This is a genomic window from Bacillus sp. UNCCL81, assembly GCF_900112535.1.
Lineage (GTDB): Bacteria > Bacillota > Bacilli > Bacillales > Bacillaceae_G > Gottfriedia > Gottfriedia luciferensis_B.
In genome coordinates, this window is sequence record NZ_FOMF01000003.1 from 321,646 (window position 1) to 338,583 (window position 16,938).

Below are 16,938 nucleotides of genomic sequence, written 5' to 3' on the forward strand. Positions count from 1 at the left end.
ATTTTGTGGCAAATTTTTTGAAAAATCATGAATAAAATAATACAACAAAATATTTGACGAGTTTATGAACGTGTTATAAACTGTACTAGTGTTCAATGTTGTACTAGTGTAATACACGAATAGTATAAGTACAGATTTTAATTATAAGTTTAAGTTACTTGTAATTACTCTTAAGAAAATACACATGATGGATAAAGAAAATAAATCCTCCATAATTAAAGAAGGGTGTGGGTTTTAGTGGCAACTACTACGAAAAAAGTAGCTGGAAAGGAAACAACAGAAATGAAGAATACACAAACTGTTTCTGAATTAATGGATCAAATGCTTCAATTTGGTGATTCAGTTGGAACTCTTCAAATTTTAAATGAAGAGGGCGAAGTCGTTAATGAAGCAGCGATGCCTGAATTATCAGATGAGCAATTAAAAGAATTAATGAAACGTATGGTATGGACTCGTGTTCTTGACCAACGTTCAATTTCATTAAACAGACAAGGTCGTTTAGGTTTCTATGCTCCTACTGCAGGACAAGAAGCTTCTCAATTAGCAAGTCAATTTGCTCTTGAGAAAGAAGACTTTATCTTACCTGGTTACCGTGATGTACCTCAAATGATCTGGCACGGTTTACCATTATATAAAGCATTTTTATGGTCACGTGGACATTTAGTAGGAAGTCAAATTCCTGAAGATGTAAATACAATCTTCCCACAAATTATTATTGGTGCTCAAATTATTCAAGCTGCAGGTGTTGCACTTGGTATGAAGTTAAAAGGCCAAAAATCTGTTGCCATTACATATACAGGTGACGGTGGATCTTCTCAAGGTGATTTCTATGAGGGTATGAACTTTGCTGGTGCTTACAATGCTCCTGCGATTTTCGTTGTTCAAAATAACAGATACGCAATCTCAACTCCAGTTTCTAAGCAATCAAAAGCTAGAACAATTGCTCAAAAAGCAATTGCTGTAGGTATTGCTGGTATTCAAGTTGATGGTATGGATCCATTAGCAGTTTATGCAGCTACATCAGAAGCTCGTAAACGTGCTGTAAATGGCGAAGGTCCAACATTAATTGAAACATTAACATTCCGTTATGGACCACATACAATGGCTGGTGATGACCCAACTCGTTACCGTACAAAAGATACTGAAAATGAGTGGGAAGCAAAAGATCCAATCGTTCGTTTCCGTAAGTTCTTAGAGAAAAAAGGTCTTTGGACAGAAGAAGAAGAAAATGCAATTATCGAAGAAGCAAAAGAAGCAATTAAAGATGCAATCAAACTTGCTGACCAAGAACCAAAACAAAAAGTTACTCATTTAATGGAAAATATGTTCGAAACTAAAACAAGTAATATAGAAGAGCAATATGCAATTTATAAAGAGAAGGAGTCGAAGTAAGTCATGGCGCAAATGACAATGATTCAAGCTATCACAGATGCATTACGCGTTGAAATGAAGAACGATCCTACTGTAGTAGTATTTGGTGAGGACGTTGGAGTAAACGGTGGTGTATTCCGTGCAACTGAAGGTTTACAAGCAGAATTCGGTGAGCAACGTATATTCGATACACCACTTGCTGAATCAGGAATCGGTGGATTAGCAATCGGTCTTGGAATTGAAGGTTTCCGTCCAGTAGCAGAAATCCAATTCTTCGGATTCTTATTCGAAATCATGGACTCAATCGCTGGTCAAGCAGCACGTATGCGTTACCGTACAAGCGGTCGTTTTACTTCACCAATTACTTTCCGTTCACCATTTGGTGGTGGTGTTCATACACCAGAAATGCACGCGGATAGTTTAGAAGGATTAATGGCTCAAACTCCTGGTTTAAAAGTAGTTATTCCATCAACACCTAAAGATGCTAAAGGTCTTTTAATTTCATCTATTCGTGATAATGACCCCGTTATCTATTTAGAGCACATGAAATTATACCGTTCATTCCGTGAAGATGTACCTGAAGGCGAGTACACTATCGAATTAGGTAAAGCGGATGTTAAACGCGAAGGTAAAGATGTATCAGTATTTGCTTATGGTGCAATGGTTCACGCTGCATTAAAAGCTGCTGAAGAATTAGAAAAAGACGGAGTATCAGTAGAAGTTGTTGACTTACGTACTGTTCATCCATTAGATACTGCTGCAATCGTTGCATCTGTTGAGAAAACTGGCCGTGCTGTTGTTGTACAAGAAGCACAAAAACAAGCTGGTATTGCTGCAAATATTGTTGCTGAAATTAATGATCGTTGTATCCTTTCATTAGAAGCACCAGTTGTTCGTATTACTGCAGCTGATACTGTTTACCCATTCTCAGAAGCGGAAACAGTATGGTTACCAAACCATAAAGATGTTGTTGAAGGCATTCAAAAAGTTTTAAACTTCTAATTTAGTTTATAACAAAAAATAGTGAAAGGTATTTGATGAATTCATCAATACCTTTCTTACATTATAAATAAAATATTTTAAAAAAATAATTTAACTTTGTTCGGAGGTAGAAATCTGTGTCAAACTCAGTGGCAAGTCTATTTGAATTTAGATTACCAGATATCGGTGAAGGTATTCACGAAGGTGAAATTGTAAAGTGGTTTATTAAAGCAGGCGACGAAGTAAATGAAGATGATATCATTTGTGAAGTTCAAAACGATAAATCAGTAGTAGAAATTCCATCACCTGTAAAAGGGAAAGTATTAGAAGTATTAGTTGCAGAAGGAACAGTTGCAGTTGTTGGTGACGTATTAGTACGTTTAGATGCACCTGGATATGAAAACATTAGCTTCAAAGGACAACATGCTGAAGAAGCTCCAACTACTACTCCGGTACCAGAAGCTGCTGAAGCAGTTCAAGCAAAAGTACAAGAATCTTATGAGCAAAGCGAACCAAAAACAGATGCAGCACCACTATCACCTGTTGCTGCGATTGAACCAAAAGCACATGTAATTGCAATGCCATCTGTACGTAAATACGCTCGTGAGAAAAACGTAGATTTACGTATTGTACCAGGTTCAGCTAAAAATGGCCGTGTAACAAAACAAGACGTAGATGCATTCTTATTAGGTGGAGTAGCTCCAGCTGCTGCAGCACAAACAGAAGTTGCTGTTGAAGTTATAACAGAAGCTCCAGCTGCTACACAAGAAGCTCCAAAAGCAATGCCAATTCCAGAAGGAGCATATCCTGAAACTCGTGAAAAAATGAGTGGAATTCGTAAAGCAATCGCTAAAGCAATGGTTAACTCTAAACATACTGCTCCTCACGTAACATTAATGGATGAAATAGATGTAACGAAACTAGTTGCTAGCCGTAAAAAATATAAAGAAGTTGCAGCTGCACAAGGTATCAAATTAACATTCTTACCTTATGTTGTTAAAGCTTTAACTTCTGCATTACGTAAATTCCCAGCTTTAAATACATCAATCGATGATGCTACTAGCGAAATCGTACACAAACATTACTATAACATTGGTATTGCTGCAGATACTGATAAAGGTTTATTAGTACCAGTTGTTAAAGATGCTGATCGTAAAGCAATCTTCTCAATTTCTGCTGAAATTAATGAATTAGCTACTAAAGCTCGTGATGGTAAATTAGCTCCTGCAGAAATGAAAGGTGCTACATGCACAATCACAAATATCGGTTCAGCTGGTGGACAATGGTTTACTCCAGTAATTAACCACCCAGAAGTAGCTATTTTAGGTATTGGTCGTATTGCTGAAAAACCAGTAGTATTAAATGGAGAAATCGTGGTTGCTCCAGTATTAGCGTTATCATTAAGCTTTGACCACCGTATTATCGATGGTGCAACTGCTCAAAACGCATTAAACCATATTAAACGATTATTAAATGATCCAGAATTATTATTAATGGAGGCGTAAGATAAATGGTAGTAGGAGATTTCGCAATTGAACTAGATACGGTCGTTATCGGTGCCGGTCCTGGTGGTTATGTTGCAGCAATTCGTGCAGCACAACTTGGACAAAAAGTTGCTGTTATTGAAAAAGGTAATCTTGGTGGGGTATGTCTAAACGTAGGTTGTATTCCTTCAAAGGCATTAATTACTGCTGGTCACCGTTATGAAACAGCTAAGCATTCTGAAGATATCGGTATTACAGCAGAAAATGTAAAAGTTGATTTTACAAAAGTTCAAGCTTGGAAAAGCAGTGTAGTTAATAAATTAACTGGCGGTGTTGCTGGTTTATTAAAAGGAAACAAAGTTGAAGTTATTAAAGGTGAAGCTTACTTTAATGATGCTAACACTCTTCGTGTAATTACTGAAGAATCAGCTCAAACTTATACTTTTAACAATGCGATCATCGCAACAGGTTCAACTCCAATCGAAATCCCTGGTTTCAAATGGAGCAACCGTGTAATCGATTCTACAGGTGCATTAAACTTACCTGAAATTCCAAAAAAATTAGTTGTTATTGGTGGCGGCTATATTGGTATGGAATTAGGTACTGCTTATGCTAACTTTGGTACACATGTAACAATTCTTGAAGCTGGTGACGAAATCTTAAATGGTTTTGAAAAATCTATGAGCTCAATTGTTAAACGTGGATTAAAGAAAAAAGGTAATGTCGATATCGTAACAAAAGCGTTCGGTAAAGGCGTTGAAGAAACTGCAGATGGCGTAACAGTTAAATTCGAAACAAATGGCGAAATGCAAGAAATCGAAGCTGATTACGTTTTAGTAACAGTTGGACGTTTCCCGAACTCTCGTGACATGGGCTTAGAAAATGTTGGTGTTGAAATTAACGAACGTGGTGTAATTACTACTGATAAACAAGCTCGTACAACAATTAATAATATTTACGCAATTGGTGACGTAATTGCTGGTCCTCCATTAGCACACAAAGCTTCTTATGAAGGTAAAGTTGCTGCTGAGGCAATCAGTGGTATGTCAAGTCAAATCGAATACTTAGCTATCCCTGCTGTAGTATTTACTGATCCAGAATTAGCAACTGTTGGTTATACAAAAAAACAAGCAGATGATGAAGGATTAGCTGTAAATGTAGCAAAATTCCCATTCGGTGGAAATGGTCGCGCATTATCACTAAATTCAACTGATGGATTCGTACAATTAGTTTCTCGTAAAGAAGATGGAGTACTAGTTGGTGCTCAAGTTGCAGGTGTAAATGCTTCAGATATCATTTCTGAACTTGGTCTTGCAATTGAAGCTTGCATGAGCGTTGAGGATATTGCTCAAACAATTCACGCTCACCCAACATTAGGTGAAATCTCAATGGAAGCTGCAGAATTAGCGATGGGTCATCCAATCCACGTTTTAAAATAATTACTTAAAAACCTCCTATATTTTATAGGAGGTTTTTTACTGTTCAAATTGATTTGAAACGGTTTATTTAAAGCATAAAGTAGTTTGCTAAATGTAGATGCACTAAACGCAATACGATGGCAAAATAACGAAAAAAACGACTGTCTGCAATCTCCTATTTGTTAGGAGGTTTTTTTGCATGATTAAGGCATGTCTCGCATAACGTTTAAAAAACAAACTTTCTAGTATTTGATCATTGATTGGTGGGAGTATTGATGCGAAAACAATTAATAGTATTAATGATTCATCAACTATTTTGGATAGGGTTTTCATTTGTTTTATTCTTGTCGAAAAGGGATCAATTATATTCTAAAGTCATCTTGTTTCTAGTATTCTTTTACCAGCTTTATTTAATTGCAAAATACGTTGGAAACACAAGAAAAGCAAGTATTATTATTACTTGCTTTTATGCTTCGATATTTTTCTTTTGCCAGGCGATCGTAAACTTATTTTAAATTATCGTTTGTAAAAATACATGATTCGATTGTTAAATAATTCAAGCTTTGCTTCAATTTTTTGAGCTAAATATCTACATAGCTCATTTGCTTTTCCTTTATCACCATAAGTTGAGTTTGGTAATAGAGTAATCACGATATTTTTATCATCTTGAATAGAAACAACAAAATGTTTATAACGTGAATCATTGCTCTGTAGATAAAGTGCATCTTGATCATCTAATTTTTTATTTGAAATAGAGTAGGGAAAGGAAACCCTTTCATAATTCCAGTCAACTTGTTGACCGATCTTAGTTGAAGATTGTATGTAATCATTTATTAAATTATTTATTAAATCTAAATTTGCTTCTTGGTATTTGGATTTATCCACTAATTGAATGGTAGCTTGTTGAACCATTTTTAAATTTTCCCCCTAAGATGTTCTATGAAAAACATCACTTTTAATCTTTTTTATCATAACATTATTTCAAATTTTTAGACAAGTATTCGGTATGATTTTAGTTTTTTCTTCATATGTATTAACTTACAATACTAAACCAGAGGAGTGGGTGAAACAATGTTTGAAAAATTATATGATGATCACGAAAATGTAAGAGTCCGATTTGTTGGCTTCGTAACGAACGATACAAGATACGATATTGGTATTGTATATACTAACATGTTCTTTGGAAAGCCACTCGTTATCTGCATGCAATCTAGACAATGCATTTTATTAGATCGACAGGATGTTTCATTTCCCAATCAGTTGAAATTTTTATGTAAACTAAAAAGTGAGGAAGAGGCAATGGAGCTCGCAGAATATTTAGCTGACTGGTTACCGTCACCAAGTATAGAGGAGAGCTATGAATAAAAAATAAATGTGTTATACTAATTAAAATGTGTTCACCTTATAAAACCCCTTGAATAATCTAGTATTAGAAAATTTAAGTTATACTTATTTACCACTTGCGTAAATAAGTATAACACATTATAATGAAGTTAGTTAATTGATACAACATTATGAAAGGGGTTACAATAATGGGAACGTTCGTATGTAAATGTTGTGAAAAAACAGTAGGTCATTTCGAGGATGAAAAAGTAACAACTCTTTACGTTAAAAACTGTGAAGATTGTGAACCAACTGAAAATGAAGTTTGCTAATAATTATTAATTAAAACATAAGGTCTAATAGAGTAACTATAGACATCTATAAATAAGAAATTCCACAAGGCGATCGTTTTTCCTTGTGGTTTTTTATGTTTTTCTTTAAGGGTAAAAATGTTTTTAATTAACGCGCAAAAAAGGGAGACTCAATTAAGAATCACCCACTTTTCTTTTTATGCAATTTGAGTTTGATCTCCAATTCTTGCAGTTATAACCTCGGATGAAGCTTCCTTCGTTGTAACTGGAATTAATTTTGAAGTATCTTTTAAATATTGAGCCATTTCGTTTGAGTCAATTCTAGTATTTAAATTTGTTAAAAAGGCAGAAACCATCGCAAAAGGATATCTATGCATATTTAAATGGAAAATAATTTCGTGTAATGAACGTATTCCGATACCATGACCATAATAATAATTACTTCCCATAGAAACAGTGTTTTCTCCTTGCCATTCTGGTGTCATTGGGTCAACTTCAGGATTTTTTATATAAACAACGTCACCAGGGGCTGGACGATCTACTTCAGCCGTTAATATAGCTAATTTAGGGTCGTAATTCCAAGTGTATAAGTATATGCCATTATCGAATAGTTGATCAAAAATTTCATAGCCTAAAAGATCTAGCAGGGCTTTATAAAATATCATAATGATTGCAGTTGCACATTCTGTAGCGTAAAATTGTCCATTGCGAAAAATATCATAAATTCCCATGGAGGTTCTTATGCCTGGCCTAAGTCTAAATCCACCCATTGGTGTGCGAATCCAAAACATAGGATTACAATATGCTCGTCTAAAAACCCTAAATTGCATGCCACTTGTTAATAAATCTTTAGAAGCCTGAAGTATATAAGTTCTAATTGTTAAATCAAAAGAAAGTTCACGGTCAGATTTATAAATATGAGACTTTTTACTGTTTGTTAAACTAGACAGTATTTCTTGATAAAGTTTATTATTTGAATCTTCGCTATTTTTTAATGAAGCATGAACAATTTTATTATTCACGACTATCAATGAGTCCACATCCTAACGTAAAAACAATTTTTTCGTACGAAATCAATATAATTACCTTACCTATCATATGCCTATATAATTTAGATGTGATTTAGAATGAAAAAAAACTAGGATTCATTTCCTAGTTTCTTCATAAAAGTTTTCGTTATTTTAATACTTTTAACGTTAATAATTCTTCGTCTTCTGGGCCTTGAACAGGTAATCCTGCTTCAATATTCTTTTTAATATAAACTAGATTTTCTAGAGTAATTTCTTCACCAGGTAAAAAGATTGGAATACCAGGTGGATAAACCATTACAAATTCAGCAATAATTCTACCGACAGATTCCTCAAGTGGAACAGATTCTGTTTCGGAGTAAAATGCATCCCTAGGAGAGACTGCTAAATTTGGAATCGTTGGGATCTCAACGTTTAAATTTGTATTGTGCTCTGAGATGTCAAATTCAGTTACTAATACTTCAAGTGCATGAATTAACTGCTGAATGTCTTCTTCACTATCACCTGGTGTTAAAATGCAAAGAACATTATATAAATCAGACATTTCAACTTCAATATTAAATCGCTCTCTTAACCAAACTTCAACATCATGGCCCGTTATACCCAGTTTTTTTACGCTGATTAATATTTTAGTAGGATCAAAATTGAATGTAGCCTCGTTCCCAACTAAGTCATAACCAGGGCAATATAAACCATTGATTGAATTAATTTTATTTCGTGCATTATTTGCTAGTCTAATAGTATTCGTAAGTAATTCTTCACCAACAGTGGCTAATCTCTTTCTTGCAACATCTAGTGAAGCAAGCAATAAATAAGATGTTGAAGTAGTTGTTAGCATACTTAGTACAGATTGTACTCTGTGGACATTCACAATGCCTTCTCTTACATTTAAAATGGAACTTTGAGTCATAGAGCCACCAAGCTTGTGTACGCTCGTAGCAGCCATGTCAGCCCCTGCTTGCATCGCAGAGATCGGTAATTCGTTATGGAAATGAATATGTACACCATGCGCTTCATCAACTAATACGGCTAAGCCATGTGAATGTGCTAATTCAACAATGCTTTTTAAATCTGCTACAAATCCAAAGTATGTAGGATTAATGACTAACACTGCTTTTGCATCAGGATTATTTAAAATGGCCTCTTTCACTGCATTTGTCGTAATACCGTGTGAAATCCCTAATTCACTATCAATTTCAGGATGAACAAAAATTGGTGTAGCTCCCGAGAAAATGATTGCAGATAAAACAGATTTGTGAACATTTCTTGGAACGATAATTTTATCGCCAGGTCCACAAACACTCATTACCATTGTCATGATTGCGCCACTTGTGCCTTGAACTGAAAAGAATGTGTGGTCAGCACCAAAAGCTTTAGCTGCAAGATCTTGTGCTTGTTTTATTTTACCTTTTGGATGATGTAGATCATCTAAAGGAGCAATGTTGATTAAATCGATCGATAATGCATTATCACCAATGAACTCTCTAAATGTTGGATCCATTCCATTTCCTTTTTTATGTCCTGGAATATGGAATTGAATAGGGTTCTTCTTTGCATGTTCTAATAAAGAAGAAAATAACGGCGTTTCAATTTGTTTCATTTAACATACACCCCATTTAATGAATAATAGTGTTTTTCGGAAGTGATATGTTTGTAAACAATTCAACTGTTTACTCTCATTAAGTTATAAACTGTCTTACCTTCATTTGAAAAACAAAAAGATTATATCATTCTATGAATTTTCTGTATAGAAAAATATTATAAAGTTATGAAATTTTATTCATTTGAATGAAATTATATCAATTTTTAAAATAAGAATGGAATTTAAAAAATGTGTTAAAATGGAATTAATTAGAAAATAGTAGGAGTGAAGTAAATGGATTACCAATACCCAATTTCATATGATTGGACAACAGATGAGACAATTGAGGTAATAAAGTTCTACACATCAGTAGAAAAAGCGTATGAAAAGGGAATAGATCGTGAAGTGTTAATGGCTACATACAAACAATTTAAATCAATTGTTCCTAGTATCGCAGAAGAAAAAAAATTATGTAATGAGTTAGAAGAGATATCCGGTTATTCTGCATACAGAGTCATGCAAAAGGCTAAAAATGGTGCTCCTGGTGATAAAATTAAAATGTAGTATTAAATAAGTTCATTGTTAAAATTTATATAGTAATAAAAAATTATTAAGTAAAAAATAGAAGCCCATTAAAGGAAGATTAACTACTTTCAATGGGCTTTACTTATATAAGTATTGTTTAAGTAAAGCAATTTCATATTCGTCCTGTCGAAAAATGTGTAAAGAATGGGCATAGACTTTTGTTTTTGACATATGTATAATTAAACAACACTTATATTAATTCAGTTTATACTTAGTTTGTATAAAGGAATTAAAGTATTATATGTTTCTATAATACGTTGGATTAGTTCTTCCTTTGTAAGTGTAATTGCTTCATCTTTTGCAATTGTAATTCCACATAGGTATTCTGCTTTTTTTACATCATGAAATCTTTGAATACCTTTATTGAATTCATCTTTATTCATTTTACTTTTTTGTACCACGTCAGGCTTCATATGATCGTAAGATACAACAAAATCTTTCGGAATCATTTTGTAAAGTTTATTTTTATTCTTTTCAAAATTAATGGCAATCGATTGCTTATTTGGACTTTCATAAATAATTCCAAAGTAAACAAACAGGTGAGTACCCCACAGTCCAAATTGGAAATGAGGAAGCATTTTGTATCCGCGATTATTTGTTGCAAAAGCAATCCAAGTATCTTTTGGAGCATTCACAGTACGTCTAGCATGCTTAGCAATATGGCCAAAAAAGTTTTGATCAGTTTGTACATTTAAAAAAGGTAATATTTCTTCTTCAATTTCTTTAAATTTTGGTTGAATTTCATTTTGTATAGCACTCATTCTAGTTTCTAATGTTGAGTCAGTTGTAAATATTTCAAAATCACTTTCTTTAAAAAAAGTTTGAGTCATTTTTGAACCCCCTAATTACATTATCTAATTAGTATACCATGTTTGTCCAAAACAAATGGGTAATATGTTTCTTCATAAAACAGTTACATTATAAGCTTAAATAACATATATTAGTAGCAAGATAAAAATCAGAAAATTTTGTTAATTAACTTTTACAATTTGTTTTGCCAACTTATATTCTATGGAGGGATAATGATGAGACAAGTGATTAATGCGTTAAAAAGAACTGATGCAGAAAAGAGAATTCCTGTACTTAGATTAGAATTAGATTACGAACTAGCTACACTATTCGATGCTATGACAGTCAATGATAATGAAGCAATGATTGAATCTAAGAAGAAATTAGAATTATTAAGATTAGAATTAATTCGTCTAGAAGCTTAGCGAGTTTATTTACCGAACCTTTAAATAGGTTCGTTTTTCTGTGCGCTAAATCTTCCGCTAAATGCCCAATGGTCTATCGTATGCCCACCCTCCAAAATAGTTCCTCATCTTAAATAAAAATCATTTCATTAGGTTTTTTTAGGTTAAAATTGGTAAACTGATAAACAGGACCATAATAATATAGTTTTAGCACGTAGAGTTTGGAGTGTTTAAATATGAATGTAGATTGGAAAGAAATTGAACAATTCGCGAGGATTTTGCTTCAAGAGGCAGCTAAAAATATTAAAAGCTCATTATACGACTCCATAACAATCAATACTAAATCAAACGAAAATGACTTAGTAACAAATAAAGATGAAGAAATTGAAAAATTCTTTTACGAAAAAATAAAAAAGAAATTTCCAAATCATTACTTACTTGGTGAAGAAGGTAAAGGCGATGATTTGGATCAAGTAACGGGGGTTGTATGGATTCTTGATCCAATCGATGGAACGATGAATTTTGTTCACCAAAAACGTAATTTTATGATTTCTTTAGGTATTTATGAAAATGGAATCGGTAAAATGGGTTTTATAATGGATGTAATACATAATGAACTATATTTTGCTAAAAAAGGTGAAGGAGCTTATTTAAATGATCTTGAAATAACACCTTTGAAAAATGTAGTACTAGAAGAGGCTATTGTAGCTGTAAATGCTATTTGGTTAACTAAAAATCGTTATTTAAACCATGAAAAATTAAGTAATCTTGTTCGAAAAGTTAGAGGAAGTCGGTCATATGGTTCAGCAGCGATGGAAATGGTCTATGTGGCAATGGGAAGGATTGATGCCTATATCACCCCGAGATTATCACCTTGGGACTTTGCCGCGGGTAAAATTATTGTAGAAGAGCTAGGCGGAATTTGTACTTCGCTTAAAAATGAAAGCCTTTCAATTCTTAAAAAAAGCTCAGTGCTAATAAGTAACGCTTCGATTCATGAGGAATTACTTACTGATTATATCGAATTTCTACAAAAATAATAAAAAGAAGGTAAGTTTGGTTTATAACTTGCCTTCTTTTTTAGTGTGCAGACAGTGTTAAAAAAGAGAAGAGGTTTATAACTTGCCTTCTCTTTTTAATTTAGCACGTAATGAAAAACCATAACCAACTAATGATATTGAAATAATTAGTGAAATAACAGCGCCAATAGTACTTAGTTCTGCTAGCATTATACCAACTAGAATTAAGAAGATTACGGATAAAGTTGCAACGCAGAAAAGTCTAAATTTTATGCTAGACATGGTGAATCCTCCTGTTCATAATTCCTATTTTACTCTTTGTCGAATCGGATGTAAATTTGAAAAAAATAAATCTTTCCTAAATATTTATTAATAAATTATATTTTTGATTAAACATTTTCTTGATATATTTCCGTGTGCATGTGCTATAATGTTTTAGTTAATAATGAAAATAGATGTGTAGACATTTTAGGAGTGAATATATTTTGAAAAAAAGAGAAGATTTACGCAATATAGCAATTATTGCGCACGTTGACCATGGGAAAACAACGTTAGTTGATGAGTTATTAAAACAATCAGGTACATTCCGTTCAAACGAAAACGTTAATGAACGTGCAATGGACTCTAATGATATAGAACGTGAACGTGGAATTACAATCTTAGCTAAAAACACTGCAATCCAATATGAAGGTAAACGTATTAACATCATGGATACTCCTGGACACGCCGATTTTGGTGGAGAAGTAGAACGTATCATGAAAATGGTTGATGGTGTTCTTTTAGTTGTAGATGCATATGAAGGTTGTATGCCACAAACTCGTTTCGTATTGAAAAAAGCTTTAGAACAACATTTAACACCAATCGTAGTAGTAAATAAAATCGACCGTGACTTCGCACGTCCTGATGAAGTTGTTGACGAAGTAATCGATTTATTTATTGAATTAGGTGCAGATGAAGATCAATTAGAATTCCCAGTTGTATTCGCATCAGCTATCAACGGAACTTCTAGCTTAGAATCTGATCCTTCTAAACAAGAACCGAATATGAATGCTTTATTCGATACAATTATTGAGCACATTCCATCTCCAATCGATAATAGTGAAGAGCCTTTACAATTCCAAGTAACATTATTAGACTACAATGACTATGTTGGACGTATCGGTATCGGACGTATTTTCCGTGGAACAATGCAAGTTGGTCAATCAGTTGCTTTAATGAAACTTGATGGATCAGTTAAACAATTCCGTATTACAAAAATGTTTGGATTCATTGGATTAAAACGTATTGAAATCCAAGAAGCAAAAGCTGGTGACTTAGTAGCAGTTTCTGGTATGGAAGATATCAACGTAGGTGAAACAGTATGTCCTGCTGAACACCAAGAAGCACTTCCGATCTTACGTATTGATGAGCCAACTCTTCAAATGACATTCTTAGTTAATAATTCACCTTTTGCAGGTCGTGAAGGTAAATTTGTAACTTCTCGTAAAATTGAAGAGAGATTATTACAAGAACTTCAAACTGACGTAAGTTTACGTGTAGAAAATACTGATTCTCCTGATGTATGGATCGTAAGTGGACGTGGAGAGCTTCACTTATCAATCCTTATTGAAAACATGCGTCGTGAAGGATATGAGCTTCAAGTTTCAAAACCAGAAGTTATCATTCGTGTGATTGACGGTGTAAGATGTGAGCCTGTTGAGCATGTACAAATTGACGTTCCTGAAGAATATACTGGTTCAATCATGGAATCAATGGGTGCTCGTAAAGGTGAAATGAGAGATATGGTGAATAATGGTAACGGTCAAGTCCGTTTAACATTTATGGTACCAGCTCGTGGATTAATTGGTTATACTACAGAATTCTTAACTTTAACTCGTGGTTATGGAATCATTAACCACTCATTCGATAGCTACCAACCAGCTATTCAAGGTCAAGTTGGTGGACGTCGTCAAGGTGTATTAGTATCAATGGAAACTGGTAAAGCTTCAACATACGGAATTATGGGTCTAGAAGACCGTGGTGTAATTTTCCTTGAGCCAGGAACAGATGTTTATGATGGTATGATTGTTGGTGAGCATAACCGTGATAATGATTTATCAGTAAACGTTGTTAAGGTTAAACACGCTACTAACATCCGTTCAGCGAATAAAGACCAAACAACAACAATGAAAAAACCACGTATTATGACGCTTGAAGAATCTTTAGAATACTTAAATGATGATGAGTACTGTGAAGTTACGCCAACATCAATTCGTTTACGTAAAAAGCTTCTTGATAAAAATGAGCGTGAGCGTGCAGCGAAAAAGAAAAAATTCGCTGAACAAGAATAATTAAATTTTAAAATAATTATGATATAATAAAACCGACTAGAAATAGTCGGTTTCATTTTTGTAAACAAAGTACAAAATATTGATTTTCAGACAGTCTAAAAACGAATAGAAGTATTTTAGTTTTATTATAAAATAGGGGGATATGGATTTGGAAAAAGCTCCAAAGGGTTTTGAATTTGTCATCACACAGTTAATAAATATAACTCATGATATTCATCTTTCCATGTGGATATTATATGGTTTAATTGTTGTACTATGTATTGTAGTATATCATTTAGGTTTCGCAAAAAAATTGAGCATCCTTAAAAGTTTAATCATTTATGTTTTGCTTATGATTGGATGTAGTTTCCTTACTTTCTTAGCTTTAAGGATACCAATCGTGGAAGCATTACTTGCTAGTGTTTTCGTATTAGGTGTTTATAAGATTCGTTTACATCAATCAAAAAAGAATAATGCTACTACATAATGTAACACTTTTTAGAAAGTTGGTATCTAGATGAAATCTGTTCAGGACGCTTTATATAATTGGTTAACGATAAAAGTTATATATGAAGGTAGACCTTCGGATGAAGCTGCTAAAGAGACGTATGAGATGTTTGATTCGATTTTAAAAGAAGATCATCAAGTATCTAACGTGAAAATAGAAAAAATGGAAGATTTCTATTTAATTACATTTACACAAGCAGAAAAAGAGCGAACTACGCGCTTTCCTATTGAAATGATTGATTGCTTTTTAGATCAAGTAAGAGTTAATCCAGAGAAGTATTAAAAACCTAGAAATTAATCTAGGTTTTTTTTGTTTAAACTTATATTGGATTTATACATGAAAATAATATCTAAGTCCAAAAAAAGAAGCCCAATTGGCTTTTTTTCACGCTGTTGAAAAACAATCTTGTCAATTAATTTACCAAATTTTTGTAAAAGGAGTATAGTGATGTTGATTTCCACTACAGGATGCTCGCTTTCCATGGGGCGAGATTCTTTAGCCTCCTCGGTCTCAGCCTTCCCGCTTATCCCATAGGAGTCGAGCACCCCTTCGTTCCAATCAACATATTCATCTAAAGAAGTCTGCAATAAATCATTATCAAATAGCCTTTACTAAGAGTAACCTAACAGCTGTTTATTAATCAGTTTTTAGTTCAATTACAATCGAAAATTAATTAATAAACTAACTGATCAATGGAATTTGTTTTTGTAAAAAGTTTACTCAAAGTATTTTTAACTTCTGAAAAAAACATTACTAGTGTAATTGGAATCATAACAATGCTCAAATATATTAACATATATAACCATTAATAGATCATCCCAAAAAATAATTTCAGCATAAATATACATTTAATTTCCTTTTTACTTATTGAACATTTTATATTTCAACACTATGAAAAAAAGAAGCCCAATAGGCTTCTTTTTTAATAATTTACCACTCGTCATTGTCCTTTACCGGTTTTAAGAAACGGAAATTTCCTGTTGCAATTCTTTGTTCTGTTTTTATTTTAATTCGATCGTAACATTCAGAGCATGTATATGTATGGATAGGACGATTTCTTAATTTTTTTGCAATAGGTGATTCATCGCTAATAGATTCGCTTTTATCACAAATCATGCATTTAACTCTCATGTGAAATTTCTCTCCTTATATATGAAGCTTAAGTTAACATAATTATAACAGGTTTTAGAATATATTTTTAGAAAACAGTGGTTTTAGCAGGAAGTTTTCAATAAACTTTGAATTATATTAGTATACTCTTTATTTGAAGGAGATGAAATAGTGATGGCAAACAGTATTGAGAAAACATTATCACCAAGCTTATTAGAAGATTGTAATAAAGAAAAGATTGTTTTTTTAAGTACTTTTAACTCTGAAAAGAATGCACCAGTTACGAATGCAATTTCTTGGCTTGCTGCCTTAGACGATAAGACGATTCGTTTTGCAGTCGATCAAAGATCAGCAATTATATCGAATATCGAAGAGGTTGAAGGGGTATCATTAAGCTTATTCTCAAATGAAACAGTTTATAGTATCTCAGGAAATGCAAAAATTTTAACGAAGCAAATGCCTGGGATTCCATTAAAATTAGCGTGTATAGAAGTGAAAGTTAATGAAGTAAAAAATATATTGTTTTATGGGTCAAAAATAACAGTCGAACCAGAGTATGCAAAAACTTATGATGAGAGAGCTGCAAAAAAATTAGATGTTGCAGTTTTAAGTGGTCTTAGATCCAACTGAGCTTTAAACATTAAAAAATATTCTAAAGTAGAGAGAATTTCATATAATATATTAACGGTTCGTCCATTCTTCGACTAGTAACCAAA

General features: G+C 33.1%; 21 protein-coding genes. 14 read left to right on the forward strand and 7 right to left on the reverse strand.

Annotated elements, in window-relative coordinates:
- Positions 1 to 312 precede the first annotated feature (312 nt).
- The 5 genes from pdhA (at position 313) to BM319_RS07375 (ending at position 5,769) form a co-directional block, all read left to right on the forward strand.
- On the forward strand, positions 313 to 1,392 hold the full coding sequence (gene pdhA / locus BM319_RS07355; RefSeq protein ID WP_069035641.1) for a pyruvate dehydrogenase (acetyl-transferring) E1 component subunit alpha: 1,080 nt from the start codon (positions 313 to 315) through the stop codon (positions 1,390 to 1,392).
- 3 nt (positions 1,393 to 1,395) lie between these two features.
- Entirely contained in the window at positions 1,396 to 2,373 is a 978-nt protein-coding gene (locus BM319_RS07360) for an alpha-ketoacid dehydrogenase subunit beta (protein WP_069035543.1), read from the forward strand.
- Between the two features lie 128 nt (positions 2,374 to 2,501).
- On the forward strand, positions 2,502 to 3,857 hold the full coding sequence (locus BM319_RS07365) for a dihydrolipoamide acetyltransferase family protein (protein WP_091022296.1): 1,356 nt from the start codon (positions 2,502 to 2,504) through the stop codon (positions 3,855 to 3,857).
- 5 nt (positions 3,858 to 3,862) lie between these two features.
- The gene (gene lpdA / locus BM319_RS07370; protein ID WP_069035544.1) at positions 3,863 to 5,275 is read left to right on the forward strand and encodes a dihydrolipoyl dehydrogenase; all 1,413 of its coding nucleotides are present in this window, start codon (positions 3,863 to 3,865) and stop codon (positions 5,273 to 5,275) included.
- Positions 5,276 to 5,529: 254 nt separating this feature from the next.
- On the forward strand, positions 5,530 to 5,769 hold the full coding sequence (locus tag BM319_RS07375; protein ID WP_069035545.1) for a hypothetical protein: 240 nt from the start codon (positions 5,530 to 5,532) through the stop codon (positions 5,767 to 5,769).
- Position 5,770: 1 nt separating this feature from the next.
- Here the strand turns inward: BM319_RS07375 and BM319_RS07380 are convergent, their stop codons facing one another.
- On the reverse strand, positions 5,771 to 6,166 hold the full coding sequence (locus tag BM319_RS07380; protein ID WP_069035546.1) for a DUF1885 family protein: 396 nt from the start codon (positions 6,164 to 6,166) through the stop codon (positions 5,771 to 5,773).
- Positions 6,167 to 6,325: 159 nt separating this feature from the next.
- On the opposite strand from BM319_RS07380, the gene BM319_RS07385 reads away from it, so the two are divergent.
- Positions 6,326 to 6,619: a DUF3055 domain-containing protein gene (locus BM319_RS07385; protein WP_069035547.1), complete on the forward strand. Its 294-nt coding sequence runs from the start codon at positions 6,326 to 6,328 to the stop codon at positions 6,617 to 6,619.
- Positions 6,620 to 6,786: 167 nt separating this feature from the next.
- Positions 6,787 to 6,909: a GapA-binding peptide SR1P gene (locus BM319_RS07390; RefSeq protein WP_056468549.1), complete on the forward strand. Its 123-nt coding sequence runs from the start codon at positions 6,787 to 6,789 to the stop codon at positions 6,907 to 6,909.
- 176 nt (positions 6,910 to 7,085) lie between these two features.
- Here the strand turns inward: BM319_RS07390 and BM319_RS07395 are convergent, their stop codons facing one another.
- The gene (locus tag BM319_RS07395) at positions 7,086 to 7,910 is read right to left on the reverse strand and encodes a protein-glutamine gamma-glutamyltransferase (RefSeq protein ID WP_254664649.1); all 825 of its coding nucleotides are present in this window, start codon (positions 7,908 to 7,910) and stop codon (positions 7,086 to 7,088) included.
- A gap of 154 nt (positions 7,911 to 8,064) precedes the next feature.
- Positions 8,065 to 9,516, reverse strand: a complete 1,452-nt coding sequence (locus tag BM319_RS07400) for an aminotransferase class I/II-fold pyridoxal phosphate-dependent enzyme (RefSeq protein WP_069035549.1) — start codon at positions 9,514 to 9,516, stop codon at positions 8,065 to 8,067.
- Between the two features lie 276 nt (positions 9,517 to 9,792).
- Between BM319_RS07400 and BM319_RS07405 the strand changes: the two genes are divergently transcribed.
- Entirely contained in the window at positions 9,793 to 10,062 is a 270-nt protein-coding gene (locus BM319_RS07405) for a UPF0223 family protein (RefSeq protein ID WP_069035550.1), read from the forward strand.
- Positions 10,063 to 10,283: 221 nt separating this feature from the next.
- On the opposite strand, the gene BM319_RS07410 is transcribed toward BM319_RS07405, so the two are convergent.
- On the reverse strand, positions 10,284 to 10,913 hold the full coding sequence (locus BM319_RS07410; protein WP_069035551.1) for a YktB family protein: 630 nt from the start codon (positions 10,911 to 10,913) through the stop codon (positions 10,284 to 10,286).
- Between the two features lie 195 nt (positions 10,914 to 11,108).
- Here BM319_RS07410 and BM319_RS07415 point away from each other — a divergent pair, with 195 nt between their 5' ends.
- Entirely contained in the window at positions 11,109 to 11,297 is a 189-nt protein-coding gene (locus BM319_RS07415) for a YkzI domain-containing protein (protein WP_056468536.1), read from the forward strand.
- 215 nt (positions 11,298 to 11,512) lie between these two features.
- Positions 11,513 to 12,316: an inositol monophosphatase family protein gene (locus BM319_RS07420; RefSeq protein WP_069035552.1), complete on the forward strand. Its 804-nt coding sequence runs from the start codon at positions 11,513 to 11,515 to the stop codon at positions 12,314 to 12,316.
- Between the two features lie 75 nt (positions 12,317 to 12,391).
- On the opposite strand, the gene BM319_RS07425 is transcribed toward BM319_RS07420, so the two are convergent.
- A complete protein-coding gene (locus tag BM319_RS07425; protein ID WP_069035553.1) occupies positions 12,392 to 12,577 on the reverse strand; it encodes a DUF5325 family protein in 186 nt (61 codons plus the stop codon).
- A 203-nt stretch (positions 12,578 to 12,780) separates the two neighbouring features.
- On the opposite strand from BM319_RS07425, the gene typA reads away from it, so the two are divergent.
- From typA to BM319_RS07440, 3 genes are all read left to right on the forward strand, one after another.
- Entirely contained in the window at positions 12,781 to 14,625 is a 1,845-nt protein-coding gene (gene typA, locus BM319_RS07430; protein ID WP_175403540.1) for a translational GTPase TypA, read from the forward strand.
- A gap of 148 nt (positions 14,626 to 14,773) precedes the next feature.
- Positions 14,774 to 15,091 carry a YlaH-like family protein gene (locus BM319_RS07435; protein ID WP_235821791.1) on the forward strand — a complete coding sequence of 106 codons (318 nt, stop codon included), beginning with the start codon at positions 14,774 to 14,776 and terminating at the stop codon, positions 15,089 to 15,091.
- A gap of 30 nt (positions 15,092 to 15,121) precedes the next feature.
- Positions 15,122 to 15,394 carry a hypothetical protein gene (locus tag BM319_RS07440; protein WP_069035555.1) on the forward strand — a complete coding sequence of 91 codons (273 nt, stop codon included), beginning with the start codon at positions 15,122 to 15,124 and terminating at the stop codon, positions 15,392 to 15,394.
- Positions 15,395 to 15,405: 11 nt separating this feature from the next.
- Here the strand turns inward: BM319_RS07440 and BM319_RS24335 are convergent, their stop codons facing one another.
- Positions 15,406 to 15,699: a hypothetical protein gene (locus BM319_RS24335; protein WP_139226508.1), complete on the reverse strand. Its 294-nt coding sequence runs from the start codon at positions 15,697 to 15,699 to the stop codon at positions 15,406 to 15,408.
- 343 nt (positions 15,700 to 16,042) lie between these two features.
- Positions 16,043 to 16,243, reverse strand: a complete 201-nt coding sequence (locus BM319_RS07450; RefSeq protein WP_056468526.1) for a YlaI family protein — start codon at positions 16,241 to 16,243, stop codon at positions 16,043 to 16,045.
- Between the two features lie 153 nt (positions 16,244 to 16,396).
- Here BM319_RS07450 and BM319_RS07455 point away from each other — a divergent pair, with 153 nt between their 5' ends.
- Positions 16,397 to 16,852 (forward strand): pyridoxamine 5'-phosphate oxidase family protein, encoded by a 456-nt coding sequence (locus tag BM319_RS07455; protein WP_069035644.1) that lies wholly within the window; start codon positions 16,397 to 16,399, stop codon positions 16,850 to 16,852.
- Positions 16,853 to 16,938: the final 86 nt, after the last annotated feature.